The sequence below is a fragment of the Streptomyces sp. NPDC024698 genome, from assembly GCF_055559015.1.
Window position 1 is genome coordinate 212,844 of record NZ_JBVHLK010000011.1, and the last position, 13,948, is coordinate 226,791.

General features: G+C 72.2%; 15 protein-coding genes and 1 pseudogene. 7 read left to right on the forward strand and 9 right to left on the reverse strand.

What is annotated here, in order from left to right; genetic code table 11:
* Positions 1-68 precede the first annotated feature (68 nt).
* The 4 genes and pseudogenes from ACZ4AA_RS24580 to ACZ4AA_RS24595 all read left to right on the forward strand — a co-directional run.
* Positions 69-467: a 6-pyruvoyl trahydropterin synthase family protein gene (locus tag ACZ4AA_RS24580; protein WP_467606567.1), complete on the forward strand. Its 399-nt coding sequence runs from the start codon at positions 69-71 to the stop codon at positions 465-467.
* Positions 464-1,678, forward strand: coding sequence for a glycosyltransferase family 4 protein (locus tag ACZ4AA_RS24585; protein ID WP_467606573.1), 1,215 nt, complete (start codon positions 464-466; stop codon positions 1,676-1,678). The genes ACZ4AA_RS24580 and ACZ4AA_RS24585 overlap by 4 nt, the downstream gene beginning before the upstream one ends.
* On the forward strand, positions 1,675-2,646 hold the full coding sequence (locus ACZ4AA_RS24590; protein ID WP_467606577.1) for a class I SAM-dependent methyltransferase: 972 nt from the start codon (positions 1,675-1,677) through the stop codon (positions 2,644-2,646). The genes ACZ4AA_RS24585 and ACZ4AA_RS24590 overlap by 4 nt, the downstream gene beginning before the upstream one ends.
* A gap of 179 nt (positions 2,647-2,825) precedes the next feature.
* Positions 2,826-3,683: pseudogene (locus tag ACZ4AA_RS24595) on the forward strand (lysylphosphatidylglycerol synthase transmembrane domain-containing protein); the annotation flags it as partial.
* Between the two features lie 95 nt (positions 3,684-3,778).
* On the opposite strand, the gene ACZ4AA_RS24600 reads toward ACZ4AA_RS24595, so the two are convergent.
* A complete protein-coding gene (locus ACZ4AA_RS24600; RefSeq protein ID WP_467606580.1) occupies positions 3,779-4,540 on the reverse strand; it encodes a creatininase family protein in 762 nt (253 codons plus the stop codon).
* Between the two features lie 38 nt (positions 4,541-4,578).
* Here ACZ4AA_RS24600 and ribA point away from each other — a divergent pair, with 38 nt between their 5' ends.
* The gene (ribA, locus tag ACZ4AA_RS24605; RefSeq protein ID WP_467606583.1) at positions 4,579-5,286 is read left to right on the forward strand and encodes a GTP cyclohydrolase II; all 708 of its coding nucleotides are present in this window, start codon (positions 4,579-4,581) and stop codon (positions 5,284-5,286) included.
* Positions 5,287-5,360: 74 nt separating this feature from the next.
* Entirely contained in the window at positions 5,361-6,548 is a 1,188-nt protein-coding gene (locus tag ACZ4AA_RS24610; RefSeq protein WP_467606668.1) for an MFS transporter, read from the forward strand.
* A 77-nt stretch (positions 6,549-6,625) separates the two neighbouring features.
* Here ACZ4AA_RS24610 and ACZ4AA_RS24615 read toward each other — a convergent pair whose 3' ends face one another.
* Genes ACZ4AA_RS24615 through ACZ4AA_RS24625 form a run of 3 tightly spaced genes read right to left on the reverse strand, consistent with a single transcriptional unit; the run spans position 6,626 to position 9,939 of the window.
* Positions 6,626-7,852, reverse strand: a complete 1,227-nt coding sequence (locus ACZ4AA_RS24615; protein WP_467606588.1) for a serine hydrolase domain-containing protein — start codon at positions 7,850-7,852, stop codon at positions 6,626-6,628.
* A 39-nt stretch (positions 7,853-7,891) separates the two neighbouring features.
* Positions 7,892-9,358 carry an MFS transporter gene (locus tag ACZ4AA_RS24620; RefSeq protein ID WP_467606591.1) on the reverse strand — a complete coding sequence of 489 codons (1,467 nt, stop codon included), beginning with the start codon at positions 9,356-9,358 and terminating at the stop codon, positions 7,892-7,894.
* Positions 9,355-9,939 carry a TetR/AcrR family transcriptional regulator gene (locus ACZ4AA_RS24625; protein ID WP_467606595.1) on the reverse strand — a complete coding sequence of 195 codons (585 nt, stop codon included), beginning with the start codon at positions 9,937-9,939 and terminating at the stop codon, positions 9,355-9,357. The genes ACZ4AA_RS24620 and ACZ4AA_RS24625 overlap by 4 nt, the downstream gene beginning before the upstream one ends.
* A 95-nt stretch (positions 9,940-10,034) precedes the next feature.
* Here ACZ4AA_RS24625 and ACZ4AA_RS24630 point away from each other — a divergent pair, with 95 nt between their 5' ends.
* The gene (locus ACZ4AA_RS24630; RefSeq protein WP_467606600.1) at positions 10,035-10,472 is read left to right on the forward strand and encodes a PPOX class F420-dependent oxidoreductase; all 438 of its coding nucleotides are present in this window, start codon (positions 10,035-10,037) and stop codon (positions 10,470-10,472) included.
* A gap of 57 nt (positions 10,473-10,529) precedes the next feature.
* Here ACZ4AA_RS24630 and ACZ4AA_RS24635 read toward each other — a convergent pair whose 3' ends face one another.
* The 5 genes from ACZ4AA_RS24635 to ACZ4AA_RS24655 form a co-directional block, all read right to left on the reverse strand.
* Positions 10,530-11,195, reverse strand: coding sequence for a TetR/AcrR family transcriptional regulator (locus ACZ4AA_RS24635; RefSeq protein WP_467606603.1), 666 nt, complete (start codon positions 11,193-11,195; stop codon positions 10,530-10,532).
* 103 nt (positions 11,196-11,298) lie between these two features.
* Positions 11,299-11,754 (reverse strand): tellurite resistance TerB family protein, encoded by a 456-nt coding sequence (locus ACZ4AA_RS24640; protein WP_355978438.1) that lies wholly within the window; start codon positions 11,752-11,754, stop codon positions 11,299-11,301.
* 87 nt (positions 11,755-11,841) lie between these two features.
* Entirely contained in the window at positions 11,842-12,453 is a 612-nt protein-coding gene (locus ACZ4AA_RS24645) for a histidine phosphatase family protein (protein ID WP_467606608.1), read from the reverse strand.
* A gap of 9 nt (positions 12,454-12,462) precedes the next feature.
* A complete protein-coding gene (gene gnd, locus ACZ4AA_RS24650) occupies positions 12,463-13,341 on the reverse strand; it encodes a phosphogluconate dehydrogenase (NAD(+)-dependent, decarboxylating) (RefSeq protein ID WP_467606612.1) in 879 nt (292 codons plus the stop codon).
* A 7-nt stretch (positions 13,342-13,348) separates the two neighbouring features.
* Positions 13,349-13,948 (reverse strand): glucose-6-phosphate isomerase (locus ACZ4AA_RS24655; protein ID WP_467606615.1); only part of this gene is annotated, 600 nt, incomplete at its 5' end.

Consider the following 13,948-nt stretch of genomic DNA (forward strand, 5'->3'; position numbering starts at 1 on the left):
CGGGCAGCCGTACTACACGACGTGATCCCGGCAGGGGATCAGACGCACCGCACCTGGAGGGTCGTCCGTTGTTCAGCATCACCGTCCGCGATCACCTGATGATCGCCCACAGCTTCCGTGGCGAGGTCTTCGGACCCGCGCAGCGTCTGCACGGGGCGACGTTCCTGGTGGACGCCACCTTCCGCCGCCCCGAGCTGGACGACGACAACATCGTCGTCGACATCGGACTGGCCACGCAGGAGCTCGGCGCCGTCGTGAGCGAGTTGAACTACCGCAATCTCGACAGCGAGCCGGACTTCAAGGACACCAACACCTCGACCGAGTTCCTGGCGAAGGTCGTCGCCGACCGGCTCGCCGACCGTGTGCACGCCGGAGCCCTCGGCGCGGGCGCCCGCGGCCTCACCGGCATCACGGTCACCCTCCACGAGTCGCACATCGCCTGGGCGAGTTACGAGCGTGCCCTGTGACCGACGTGACCCTGGACCAGGCCTCCCCGGCGTCCGGCCGCGCCGCCGGGCCCGGCGCCCTGAACTACGTTCCCGTGCAGAACGCGGCTCTCAAGAACGCCGAGATCATCCCCATGTCCCTGCGCACCGTGCACTTCGTCATGCCGGGCGGCGTCGACGACCCGGCCACGCCCAGCGGGGGCAACGCCTACGACCGGCGGCTCTGCCTGGACCTGCCCGGCTTCGGCTGGCACGTGCAGCGGCACGTCCTGCCCGGCGAGTGGCCCCGCCCCACGGCCGCCGCCCGCACGGAACTCGCCCGGACCCTGGCCGACCTCCCCGACGGCACGGTCGTCCTCCTCGACGGGATCGTCGCCTGCGGAGTCCCCGAGATCGTCGCCCCCGAGGCCGACCGGCTGCGTCTCGTCGTCCTCGTCCACCTGCCGCTCGGCGACGAGACGGGACTCGAACCCGCCGTGGCCGCCGAGCTGGACGCCCTGGAACGAACGACCCTGCGGGCCGTGTCCGCCGTCGTGGCCACCAGTGAATGGGCCGTCCGCCGCCTCGTCGCCCACCACGGCCTCGCCCCCGACCGGGTCCACGCCGCCGCCCCCGGCGCCGACATCGCCCCGCTCGCCTCCGGAACCGACGGTGTCTCCCGGCTGCTGTGCGTCGCCGCGATGACCCCGCGCAAGGGCCAGCACCGGCTCATCGAGGCCCTCGCCACCGTCACCGACCTGCCCTGGAGCTGCGTCTGCGTCGGCGGGCTCACCCAGGACCCGGCCTACGTCGACCAGCTGCGCGCCCTGATCGCGAAGCACGGCCTCGGCGACCGGCTGCACCTCGCCGGGCCCCAGGCCGGAGCCGAACTCGACGCCAGCTACGCCTCCGCCGACCTCATGGTCCTCACCTCCTACGCCGAGACCTACGGCATGGCCGTGACCGAGGCCCTGGCCCGTGGCATCCCGGTGCTGGCCACGGACGTCGGCGGTGTGCCCGAGGCCGTGGGCCGTGCCCCCGACGGCGGAGTCCCCGGCATCCTCGTGCCCCCGGAGGACCCGGCGGCCCTCGCCGCCGAGCTGCGCGGCTGGTTCGGCGAGGCCGACGTCCGCCGCCGGCTGAAGGCCGCCGCCCGCGGACGGCGCGCCGCGCTCGACGGATGGGCGACCACCGCGCGCAGCCTGGCCGGTGTGCTCGGCCGGCTGCCCCAGGAACCCCGGAGGGCGGCGTGAGTACCGCGACGACTCCCACCAGCGGGCCGGACTCCGGCACCCCGGAGGAGAAGGCCACGGGCGGGCCGGACTTCCGCGCCCCCGAGGAGAAGGTGAGGTCGGGCGTGCCCGGTCAGCGAGTCGGCGACCCTGACACCGAAGAGGTCCGCTACGCACCCCAGTGGCTCCAGCTGCGCGAACCCGCCGACGCCGCCGCGCGCGCGGTCGACCTGCTCGACCCGCTGCGCATCCGGCTGGCCAACCGGCCCGGACGCGGTGACCTGGCCATCCACGACCTCGGCTGCGGCACCGGCTCCATGGGCCGCTGGCTGGCGCCCCGGCTCGACGGCGCCCAGCACTGGATCCTGCACGACCGGGACCCGTACCTCCTTCACTTCGCCACGGTCGGGGCCCCCAAGGCCGCGGCCGACGGCAGCCATGTCGGTGTCACCACCCAGCGCGGTGACATCGGGCGGCTGACGGCGGACGCCCTGGCCGGCGCCTCCCTGGTGACGGCGTCGGCACTGCTCGACGTGCTCACCGCCGAGGAGATCGACCGGCTCGCGGCGGCCTGCGCCGGCGCGGGCGTGCCCGCCCTGCTCACGCTGTCGGTCGCCGGCCGCGTCGAACTCGGCCCGGCCGACCCGCTGGACGCCGAGATGACCGAGGCGTTCAACGCCCACCAGCGGCGCGGCGAACTGCTCGGCCCGGACGCCGTCACCGCCGCCTGCGAGGCTTTCGCCCGCTACGGCGCGACCGTACGGGTGCACCCGAGCCCCTGGCGGCTCGGCCGCGAGGAGGCCGCCCTCACCGCGGAGTGGCTGCGCGGCTGGGTCGGCGCCGCCGTGGAGGAGCGCCCCGAGCTCGCGGAACGCGCGGAGGCGTATCTGGAGTCCCGGCTGGCGGCCTGCGCCGCGGGCGAGCTGCGGGTCGTCGTCCACCACAGCGATGTGCTGGCGCTGCCCCACCCCGCCGGGGGTGCGACGTGAGCGCGGGCCTGGAGACACTGGGCCCGTCCGTCGCCCCGGCGGCCGTGACCCCGGACCTCGACGGCCCGCCCCCGAACCACCCCGCGGAGTCCGGTGCGCCCGCCGCGCGGACACCGGCCCCCGCACCGGCAGCGGGCTCCGGGAGCCCCGCGGCCGACGCGGCCTCCCCCGTCCGGCGCGTGTCCGGCCGGGTCCGCAAGCACGTCGGCACCGCCGCGGGCGTCCTGATCCTCGGAGTGCTGCTCTGGCGCCTGGGTACCGGGGTGTTCGTGGACGGGCTACGCAGGATCGACGGCACCACGCTCACGGCGGCCATCGGCATCGGGCTGCTCACCACCGTGTTCAGCGCCTGGCGGTGGTGCCTGGTCGCGCGCGAGCTGCGCATCGAACTCCCGCTGGGCGCGGCCGTCGCGGACTACTACCGCGCGCTGTTCCTGAACGCCGCGCTGCCCGGCGGGGTCCTCGGCGATGTGCACCGGGCCGTGCGGCACGGGCAGAGCGCCGGTGACATGGGCCGGGGCGTGCGCTCGGTGGTGCTCGAACGCACCGCGGGACAGGCCGTGTTGGTGGCCTTCGGCGCGGTGGTGCTGCTCACCCAGCCGTCACCCGTGCTCGCCCGGGCCCGTGAGACCGCGCTGGTCCTCGCGATCGTCGCCCTGTGCGGCGCGACGGCGTTCGCCGTCGTCCGCCGGCGGCGGGGATCCTCCGGCACCGGACGCTACCGAGCCGTCCGCGGCGCGCTCGTCGAGGCCCGGGGCGCCCTGCTGGCCCGGCGCGCCTGGCCGGGCGTCGCGCTCTCGTCGGCCCTGGTGCTCGCCGGGCATCTGGCGATGTTCGTGCTCGCCGCCCGGGCCGCCGGATCCGCCGCGTCCGTCGCCGTGCTGACGCCGCTGGCCCTGCTGGCCCTGCTGGCCATGGGACTGCCGCTGAACGTCGGCGGGTGGGGCCCCCGCGAGGGCGCCACCGCCTGGGCCTTCGGCGCGGCCGGACTCGGCGCCGGCATGGGCCTGACCGTCGCGGTGATCTACGGGGTGCTCAGCTTCGCGGCGGCCCTGCCCGGCGCCGTGGTTCTGGTCGTGCGGTGGGGTGCCGCGCTCCGGCGCCCCCGCGAGGAGAGCGCGGGAGGGGCTGATCAGTGCAGCGACTCGGACGTCACCAGGGAGAAATACGCTCCGAAGGCCTCGGTCAGCCCGGCCAGGAGTTCCTTCCCCTTCTCGGCGCCGGCCATCGAGGGACGGCCGATGACCCCGGACTCGGTGTAGGCCGACATGCCGAGGGTGAGCAGATGCCGGCGGTCGTCGGCGACGAAATCGGAGGTCTCATAACCGTCTTTGACGCATTCCGGATGGGCATGCAGGAGAATGGACGTCTCGATTTCTCCGGCGTGCATATCGGTGAGCAACGACGTTTGCACACCGGCCCGTTCACACGCGCCTTCCCAGTCCTCCGCGGCAGGGAAAAGCGCCATGCGAGTACCGGTGCCCGCGGATTCCTGGACCACATTGCCCAGGACGTAATTCCCTCCGTGCCCGTTGACCACGACCAGGGTGTCGACGCCGGATCGCCGCAACGAAGCGGCGATGTCCCGGACGACGGCGTACAGCGTCACGGAGGAAATGCTGACGGTGCCCGGCCAGTCGGCGTGCTCGTGCGAGCAGGAGATCGTCACCGGAGGAAGAAGATGCACCGGATAGGCGGCCGCGATCTCCCGCGCGATGGCGCACGCCACCAGTGTGTCGGTCGTCAGAGGCAGGTACGCGCCGTGCTGTTCGAGGCTGCCGACGGGAAGGACGGCGACCTGGCGGGCGACACCGGACCCCCGCTCGCGGACATCCTCCGTGGTGTCCAGTGACAGCACACCCGACGCCATCACGCGTGTTCCCGAACTACTCATCTCTCACGGCCCTTTCGACTCTGCTTAGGAACCAGATCATGACAGATAATTTTGGCGTACTCGGCGGGAATGCCCACCTCACAGGTGTCGAACGAGTCGTGATTGCCCCGCTGCCCACCGTGTACGGCGATTTCCACGCCGTCGGATTCCTCGACCACGACCTCGGCGAGGAACAAGTCGTCCTCGTGCACGGCGACTTGGACACCCTCGGACAGGGGGACGTCCTGACCCGGCTGCATTCCGAATGCCTCACCGGCGACTCCTTCGGCTCGCAGCACTGCGAGTGCGGCCCCCAGCTCACCGCCTCGCTCCAGGCCATCGTGGCCGAGGGTCGCGGAATCCTCGTCTACCTCCGCGGCCACGAGGGCCGGGGCATCGGCCTGCTCGCCAAGCTCAAGGCGATGAAGCTCCAGGCGGAGGGCCTGGACACCGTAGAGGCGAACGTGGCCCTCGGGCTGCCGGTCGACGCCCGCGACTACCGGGTGGCGGCGGAGATGCTGCACGACCTCGGCGTACGGTCCGTGCGCCTGCTGTCGAACAACCCGCGCAAGCGCGAGTCGCTGCTGCGCAACGGCATCAAGGTCGCCGAGCAGGTGCCGCTCCTGATACCGCCGTGCGAGGACAATCTCACCTACCTGCTGACCAAGCGGGAGCGCCTCGACCACTACCTGCCGCACCTGGACGGCGAGGAGTGGGCGAAGGCCATCTTCGCCGGGTCGGCGAAGACGGTCGTCACCGAGGAATGACGGAAGCCGACGACCACAGCGGCACGACGGAGACGAAGGCGGCGGCGCGGGGGCCGAGGGCAGGGACGGCACCCCTGCGCAGCGCCGCCTTCCGCCGGTTCGTGCTGGCCGGCCTGATCTCGGCGACGGGATCGGCGATGGCTCCGATCGCGCTCGCCTACGCCGTGATCGGGCAGGGCGGCGGAGCCGGATCGCTCGGCCTGGTGCTCGCCGTGAACACCGTTCCGACGATCGCCTTCCTGCTCCTGGGCGGGGTGCTCGCCGACCGGATGTCCCGCAGCCGGATCCTGCTCCTGGGCAACCTGGGCGCGGCGGTCGCCCAGGCGGCCCTCGCGACCGTGGTGCTGACCGGCACGGCCTCGACCGGCTCCATCGCCGCCTGCGGCTTCCTCTCGGGAGTCGCCGTGGCGTTCACGGTGCCGGCCGGCCAGGGCGTGGTGAACCAGCTGGTGGAGCCCGGACAGCTCCAGCGGGCCAACGCGCTGGTCAGACTGCCGACCAACGCCGTACGGGTGCTCGGACCCGTGGCCGGCGGGCTGGTCGTCGCCCTGTGCGGACCGGGCTGGGCGCTGGCCTGGGACGCGTTCACCTTCCTGGTCGCGGCCCTGCTGCTGCACGGACTGCGCCTGGACGCACCGGTCGCCGTGGGCGGTGTCCTCGGCGCTCTGCGTTCGGGCTGGTCCGGATTCCGCTCCCGCACCTGGCTGTGGACGTACACGCTGGCCGGGACGGTCGTGGTCGCCGCCTGGCTGGCCGGATTCCAGCTGCTCGGACCGGTTCTCGCCGCGCGGCTCTACTCCGGAGCGAGCTCCTGGGGGCTGGTCCAGGGGGCGTTCGCGCTCGGGCTGCTGGCCGGGGCGCTGGTGTGCCTGTGGTGGAAGCCGTACCGGCTGCTCGCCGTCGCCGTGTGCACCGCCGCCCTGCTCTTCCTGCCGCTGACGGCGATGGGGCTCGCGCTGCCGCTGCCCGCCGTCCTGGCCGCGGCCCTCGTCGCGGGCGTCGGTCTCGACATCGCGATCGTGGCGTGGACCACCGCGTTCCAACTGCACGTTCCCGAGGCCGAGTTGGGGAGGGCCGCCGCGTTCAACAGCGTCGGGGAGCGCTGCGCGATCCCGCTCGGCTACCTGCTCGCCGCGCTGGCGGCCGGCGCCTGGTCGGACCGTGAGGTGCTTCTCGTCTGCGCGGGCGTGATCGTGGCCGCGTCCCTGCTCAACCTGTGCGTACGGGACGTCTACCGCGTCAACCGGACGGCCCCGGGGTGACCGGGACCGTCCCGCGCCGATCGGATCGGCCCGCGTTGATGAGGCCCGTACCGCCTCGATCGGACGAGCCCCGGTGATCAGGCCCGTACCGCCTCGTGCAGCAGCCGCTTGAGCTCAGGGAAGACCGAATGGGAACCCTTCGGGCGCAGTTGGCTCATGAACTGCACGGTCAGATCGCGCCGCGGGTCCACCCAGAAGGTCGTGGTCGCCACCCCGCTCCAGCCGAACGCGCCCTCGCTGGACGGCGCCCGGGTGGCCGCCGGGTCCACCACGACCGAGACGCCCAGACCGAAGCCGAGGCCCGCGTTGCCGGGCTCCCGGTGGACCTGGCTGCCGAAGGAGAGCCGGTCGGCGTCGCCGGGAAGCTGGTTGGCGGCCATCAGGTCGACGGTGGCGGGGCGCAGCAGCCGGGTTCCGTCGAGTTCGCCGCGGCGGCGCAGCATCTCCATGAAGCGGTGGTAGTCGTGGGCCGTGGCGACCATGCCGCCGCTGCCGGACAGGAAGCGGGGCCGGCCGCGCAGCGGGAGACCGGCGACGGGCGTGAGCTCCCCCGCGGTGTCCTGTCCGTACAACTCGGCCAGTCTGCCCGCCTGTTCGTCGCTGACCTGGAATCCGGCGTCCGTCATGCCGAGGGGCCCGAGGACGCGCAGGTGCAGGTGCTCGTCGAGGTCCTGGCCGGACACCACCTCGATGACCCGGCCGAGGACGTTGGTGGCCACCGAGTAGTTCCACTGGGTGCCGGGCTCGAACTGGAGCGGCAGCCGGGCGTACACCTCGCAGGTCTCGGCCAGGTCGGCGCCCGGTGCCACCGAGGACTCCACACCGGCGTCGCGGTAGAGGCCGTCGACGGGATGCGTGCGGTAGAAGCCGAAGGTCAGACCGGCGGTGTGGGTCAGCAAGTGCCGGATCAGGATGGGCTGTTCCGCGGGCCGGGTCCTCGTGTCGGGGCCCGCCCCGCCCGCGTACACGCGCGGTTCGGCGAAGGCCGGCAGGAAGTCGGCCACCCGGTCGTCGAGTCCGAGGCGGCCCTCCTCGATCAGCATCAGCGCGGCGACCGAGGTGACCGGCTTCGTCATGGAGTAGATCCGCCACAACGTGTCGCTCCGCACCGGGAGTCCGGCCGCGAGGTCACGCCGGCCGTACGTGGTGAGGTGGGCGACCTGCCCGTGCCGGGAGACGGCGACCAGGAAGCCGGGGAGCCGGCCCTCGTCGACCAGCGCGGCGAAGTGCCGGTCGAGCCGTTCCAGCGCCCCGGGATCGAGGCCGACCGATCCCGGCTCGACTTCCTGTCGCAGATCTCCCATGGTTCTCCTCCGGACCGCGGCTCGTGTGCTTCATCGTCCCTAACGTGCTGGTGAGACGTCGGCCGGGCGTCCCCGGGCGGTGCTCATGGTGTCCTTGTGCCCCGGAAGCCCCAGGGCGAGCAGGGTTCCGGCCGCGGAGAACCCGGCGAGCACGGTCAGCGGGGGGCCGATGGCGGCGCCGGGCGTCTGCGACATCAGCGTGGCCGCCACCGCGATCCCCGCCGTGGGCCCGATGTTCATCGCCGTCTGCTGGAGCCCGCCCGCGACACCGGCGGACGCGGCGGACGCGTGCCGTACGACGACCGCCGTCGCGGTCACCATCACCGTGACGAAACCGGCGCCCAGCAGCAGAAACGCACAGGCGACGGGCAAGGCCGCGGACTTTGGCCCGAGCCGGGCCAGGAGCAGGACACCGAGTGTGAGGACGATTGTTCCCGCCACGGCGGTCCGGCGGGGGCCGAGCCCCCGCAGCAGGACGGGGACCAGGGGAGCTCCGAGAATCATCATCGCTCCGGCCGGCAGCGCCCGCAGACCCGCTGCCTGCGGGCCAAGGCCCAGGGCTCGCTGGAGGAAGTAGCTGGCGACGAACAGGGTGCCGAGCAGGGCGGCGGACACGAGGACCAGGATGCCGAGCGCCGCGCCGATGACCGCCGAGCCGAGGATCTCGGGCGGCACCAGCGGGCTCGCGGCCCGGCGCTGCCGCCGCAGGAACGCGGTGCCAGCGGCAGCCGCCACGACGAGTCCCGCCACGGTCGCCGCCGTCCAGCCCGTTCCCGGCACCGAGACCAGGGTGTGCACCAGGGCGGCCAGGGCGACGGTGAGCAGACAGGCGCCCGGAACGTCCAGACCGCCGCCTGCCGAGGACCGGCCGGTCGGGGGCTCCGGGACGGCCGGGGTCCGCACGGTGAGCGCCGCGACGCCCATCGCCAGGGCGGGCGGAACGTTGAGGAAGAAGACCGACCGCCAGCCGAAGTGCCCGACCAGCGCGCCGCCGAGCAGGGGACCGGCGGCCGCGGCGACACCGATGGCGCTCGCCCGCAGCGCGATCGGCGTCCCCAGCCGCTCGGGCGGGTACGCGGCGCGCAGCATGCCCAGGGTGGCTGGCTGCGACAGCGCGCCGAAGACGCCCTGGACGACCCGCAGCGCGATCACCCATCCGATGCCGGGCGCCAGACCGATTCCGGCGGAGGCCGCCCCGAAGCCCAGGATGCCGAGGGCGAAGATCCGCTGATGCCCGTAGCGGTCCCCGAGGCGCCCCGAGAACACCAACAGGCCCGCCACCGCGATGAGATATCCGGTGCTGGTCCACTGGACCCGCGCGAACGAGGCGCCGAGGTCACCCTGCATGGTGGGCTGCGCGACGGTGAGGACCGTGCCGTCGAGGGCGACGATCACCGCACCGACGACGCTGCTCGCGAGGGTGATCCCGCGGCGCGCCGTGCGCCGTGCGGCGGGGCGCGCTTCCGGGGAGCGATCGCCCACGGCACTGCCGGAGACCGGTGTCATCGACGGTCCTCCGGTCCGAGATGCGCGTCGAGCGCGGCGTTCAGCAGGGGTACGTGGTCGGCGGCGCCCGTGGCGAGGGGCAGGCTCCCCCAGCCCCACAGCTGGGCGATGCCGTGCAGGTTCGCCCACAGGGCGCCGGCCAGGACGCGGGGGTCGGCCTCCGGGCGCACCCGGCCGACGAGGTCCACCAGCGTCTCGAACATCGGCAGGCTGGTCTCGCGGAGTCCCAGCCGGCCGCTCTCCAGCAGATCGTGACGGAACATCAGCTCGTACATGCCACGGTGGGAGAGCGCGAAGTCCAGGTACACCTCCGCCAGGGCGGTGAGCCGGGCGCGGGGGTCGGTCCCCGCGCCGTCGGCCGTCTTCGCCGCGCGGTCCTGGAGGTCGGCGAAGCCCCGGCGCGCGATGGCGGACAGCAGCTCCACATGGGTCGGGAACCAGCGGCGTGGCGCGCCGTGCGAGACCCCCGCCCGGCGTGCGATCTCCCGCAGGGTCAGCGCCTGCGCGCCCTCCGCCGTCACGAGATCGACTCCGGCGTCGATCAGCCGCGTCCTGAGGTCGCTGGTCTCCGGCTCGCCCATAGACAGTGTCTACCAGCCGTCGGTAGACACTGTCTACGGATGGAGGGGGCCGGTCGTGCGGAATGACGTGCGGGATCCGGAGCGTTGACGCGGATATGACTGAGGAAGCGACCCAGGACGCACTGCTGAAGCTGCTCTCGGAGTACAAGGGCGGGGTGCTCGTCACCCTCAAGAAGGACGGCCGGCCCCAGCTGTCGAACGTCAGCCATGTGTACTACCCCGACGAGAAGATCATCCGCGTGTCGCTCACCGACGACCGCGCCAAGACCCGCAATCTGCGCCGTGACCCACGGGCCTCGTACCACGTGACCAGTGCGGACCGGTGGGCCTACACGGTCGTGGAGGGTACGGCCGAGCTGACGCCGGTGGCCGGTGATCCGCACGACGAGACCGTGGACGAGCTCGTCCGGGTCTACCGGGACGTCCTCGGTGAGCACCCGGACTGGGACGACTACCGTGCCGCCATGGTCCGCGACGGCAGGCTGGTGCTGCGGCTGCACGTGGAGCGGGCGTACGGCATTCCCGGACGCTGAACGGGAGTCGACCGGGAGTTTCGCGGACACGCGCCGTGCGCGCGAGGTTCCCGGTCCTCAGTCTGTCGCGCGATCGGCGGTCAGATAGGCGATGACCATGTCGCCGAGCATCGCGCGGTAGTGCTCCCGGCGGCCGGGCGCGACCAGGTTGCGGCCGAACAGGGCCTTGAACGTATGGCGGTTGGAGACCCGGAAGAAGCAGAACGCGCTGATCATCGCGTGCACGTCCACGGCGTCGACCTCGGCGGTGAACAGACCCGACGCCCGGCCGGCCGTCAGTGTCCGGCCGATCAGGGCGAGTGCCGGCGACCCGGTCGTGCCCAGCTTCTCCGAGGTGGCGATGTGCTCGGCCTCGTGGATGTTCTCGATGCTCACCAGGCGGATGAAGTCCGGGTGCGCCTCGTGGTGGTCGAAGGTCAGCTCGGCGATCCGGCGGATGGCCGCGACCGGGTCCAGGCGCTCGACGTCCAGCTCCTCCTCGGCCTGCCGGATCACCGCGTAGGCGCGCTCCAGGACCGCCGTGAAGAGCTGCTCCTTCCCGCCGAAGTAGTAATAGATCATCCGCTTCGTGGTGCTGGTGCGGGCGGCGATCTCGTCGACCCGGGCGCCCGCGAAACCGGCGCGGGAGAACTCCTGGGTCGCCACGTCGAGAATCTCGGCCCGGGTGCGGGCGGCGTCGCGCATCCGCCCGTCTGCTCGTGCCGGTTCCGCGGCGCTGTTCATCGGCTTCCTTCGGGCGAGTCGATCGGTGCCCGCGATTCTAGGAGCGGGCCGGCGATCGGCTCGCCCGAAGGGGCGCCGCGAGCGAAGGCGGTGAACCGGTGTCCTACAGGTCGAACTCGTGCGGCGGCAGGTCGAGCGTGAAGCACGCCTCCCGCACGACGGCCTGCTCGGTCTTGTCGAAGTCGCCGTCGGCGCCGCCGATGACGATGCCGATCTGGATGACCGCACGGGCCTCGGCGGGCTTCTTCTTCGCCTTGGCGATCTCCTGGAGGACGCTGACCTTGCCGAAGGCGAAGTCGGCGGTCAGCTTGTTCAGGTTGTCGTCGAAACGGCGCTGGAGGTCCATGGCGTCGAAGTTCTGGAGCACTTCGTTCGTGGCGATGAGCTGGGCCACGCGCTGCCGCTCGGACGGGTCGATCGAACCGTCCGCCGCGGCCACGAGCGCGCACATGGCCATGCTCGCGTCGCGGAAGGCGCCGCTCTTGAGATCGTTCTTCTTCGCCACGAGCTGGGTCTGCATCGTCGACGCGGACTCCTTGACGCGGTCCCACAGGGCCATGAGAACTCCAAAATGTGGTCAAGAGCCCGGTCCGCCCGAGCGGGCGGACCGGATACCTCTTCGTTTTCTACAGCGGCACCGTGGAAACTAGCGGACCGTGACGGAAGTTCCCGGTTGATTCCACGCGGCGATCACGGGGTCCCCGTGCTCGCTGGAGAGCCGGCTGACGGTCCCGGTCGAGAGCTGGAACAGCCGTCCCGACTCGGGCGGCAGCCCCAGCCGCCGGGCCGTGAGCACCCGCAGGAAGTGCGCGTGCGCCACCAGCACCACGTCACCGGGGCGGTCGCGGAGCGCCGCGTCCACCCGGGAGAGCACCCGGTCGGCGCGCACCCCCACCTCGCGCGGTGATTCGCCGGGGTGGCCGTCCGGTCCTGGCGGCACCCCGTCGTCCCACAGCACCCAGCCGGGCCTGGCCCGGTGGATGGCGCGGGTGGTGATCCCCTCGTAGCCGCCGTAGTCCCACTCGTGCAGATCCGGGTCGACGCACGGCCCGGAGAGCCCCGCGAGTTCGGCCGTGCGCACCGCACGGCCGAGGGGACTGACGAGGACCTGGGCGAAGGAGCGCCCGGCGAAGAACGGCGCCAGGGACTTGGCCTGCTCCTCGCCGTGATGGGTGAGCGGAAGGTCGGTCCAGCTGGTGTGCTGTCCCGTCAGGGTCCACTCCGTCTCTCCGTGGCGGACCAGGATGAGATCGCCCATGGTCCTTGCCTACTTCGCCGACTCGACGGCGTGGCCGCCGAACTGGTTGCGCAGCGCCGCGATCATCTTCATCTGCGGCGAGTCGTCCTGGCGGGACGCGAAGCGGGCGAAGAGGGACGCCGTGATGGCGGGCAGCGGAACGGCGTTGTCGATGGCCGCCTCGACGGTCCAGCGGCCCTCGCCGGAGTCCTCCGCGTGGCCGCGCAGCTTGTCCAGGTGCTCGTCGCCGTCCAGGGCGTTGACGGCGAGGTCGAGCAGCCAGGAGCGGATGACGGTCCCCTCCTGCCAGGAGCGGAACACCTCGCGCACGTCGGTCACCGAGTCGACCTTCTCCAGGAGCTCCCAGCCCTCGGCGTAGGCCTGCATCATGGCGTACTCGATGCCGTTGTGGACCATCTTGGAGAAGTGGCCCGCGCCCACCTTGCCGGCGTGCACGAAGCCGAAGTCGCCCTCCGGCTTCAGTGCGTCGAAGACGGGCCGCACCTTCTCGATGTTCTCGGCGTCGCCGCCGACCATCAGCGCGTAGCCGTTCTCCAGGCCCCACACACCGCCCGAGACACCGGCGTCGACGAAGCCGATGCCCTTGGCCGCCAGCTCCTCGGCGTGCTTCTCGTCGTCCGTCCAGCGGGAGTTGCCGCCGTCCACGACGGTGTCGCCGGCCTCCAGCAGGTCACCGAGTTCGTCGATGACGGTCTGGGTGGGGGCGCCGGCCGGCACCATCACCCAGACCACACGCGGGCCTTCGAGGCCGCTCACGAGTTCGGCGAGGCTGTGGACGTCGGCGAGGTCCGGATTACGGTCGTAGCCGATGACGGTGTGCCCCGCGCGGCGTATGCGCTCGCGCATGTTGCCGCCCATCTTGCCGAGACCGATGAGTCCGAGCTGCATTGTCAGTTCACTTCTTCCGGAGAGTGCGGTAAGCGGCCACGAGAGCGGCCGTGGAGGGATCGAGACCGGGGACGTCCGCGCCCTCGGTGAGGGCGGGCTCGACGCGCTTGGCGAGCACCTTGCCGAGTTCGACGCCCCACTGGTCGAAGGAGTCGATGTTCCAGACCGCGCCCTGGACGAACACCTTGTGCTCGTAGAGGGCGATCAACTGGCCCAGGACCGAGGGCGTCAGCTCGGCGGCGAGGATCGTGGTCGTCGGGTGGTTGCCCCGGAACGTCTTGTGCGGCACCAGTTCCTCGGGAACGCCCTCGGCGCGGACCTCGTCCGGGGTCTTGCCGAACGCGAGCGCCTGGGTCTGTGCGAAGAAGTTCGCCATCAACAGGTCGTGCTGGGCGGCGAGTTCGTCGCTCAGTTCACCGACCGGGTTGACGAAGCCGATGAAGTCGGCGGGGATCAGCTTGGTGCCCTGGTGGATCAACTGGTAGTAGGCGTGCTGGCCGTTGGTGCCGGGCGTGCCCCACACCACCGGTCCGGTCTGCCACTCCACCGGGTTGCCGTCCCGGTCCACGGACTTGCCGTTGGACTCCATGTCGAGCTGCTGGAGATA

Excerpts from the sequence above, each read along its gene's own strand:
- ACZ4AA_RS24600 (WP_467606580.1), bottom strand. The coding sequence starts at position 4,540 with ATGAGTAGTTCGGGAACACGCGTGATGGCGTCGGGTGTGCTGTCACTG.
- ribA (WP_467606583.1), top strand. The coding sequence starts at position 4,579 with ATGACAGATAATTTTGGCGTACTCGGCGGGAATGCCCACCTCACAGGT.
- ACZ4AA_RS24615 (WP_467606588.1), bottom strand. The coding sequence starts at position 7,852 with ATGGGAGATCTGCGACAGGAAGTCGAGCCGGGATCGGTCGGCCTCGAT.
- ACZ4AA_RS24620 (WP_467606591.1), bottom strand. The coding sequence starts at position 9,358 with ATGACACCGGTCTCCGGCAGTGCCGTGGGCGATCGCTCCCCGGAAGCG.
- ACZ4AA_RS24625 (WP_467606595.1), bottom strand. The coding sequence starts at position 9,939 with ATGGGCGAGCCGGAGACCAGCGACCTCAGGACGCGGCTGATCGACGCC.
- ACZ4AA_RS24630 (WP_467606600.1), top strand. The coding sequence starts at position 10,035 with ATGACTGAGGAAGCGACCCAGGACGCACTGCTGAAGCTGCTCTCGGAG.
- ACZ4AA_RS24635 (WP_467606603.1), bottom strand. The coding sequence starts at position 11,195 with ATGAACAGCGCCGCGGAACCGGCACGAGCAGACGGGCGGATGCGCGAC.
- ACZ4AA_RS24640 (WP_355978438.1), bottom strand. The coding sequence starts at position 11,754 with ATGGCCCTGTGGGACCGCGTCAAGGAGTCCGCGTCGACGATGCAGACC.
- ACZ4AA_RS24645 (WP_467606608.1), bottom strand. The coding sequence starts at position 12,453 with ATGGGCGATCTCATCCTGGTCCGCCACGGAGAGACGGAGTGGACCCTG.
- gnd (WP_467606612.1), bottom strand. The coding sequence starts at position 13,341 with ATGCAGCTCGGACTCATCGGTCTCGGCAAGATGGGCGGCAACATGCGC.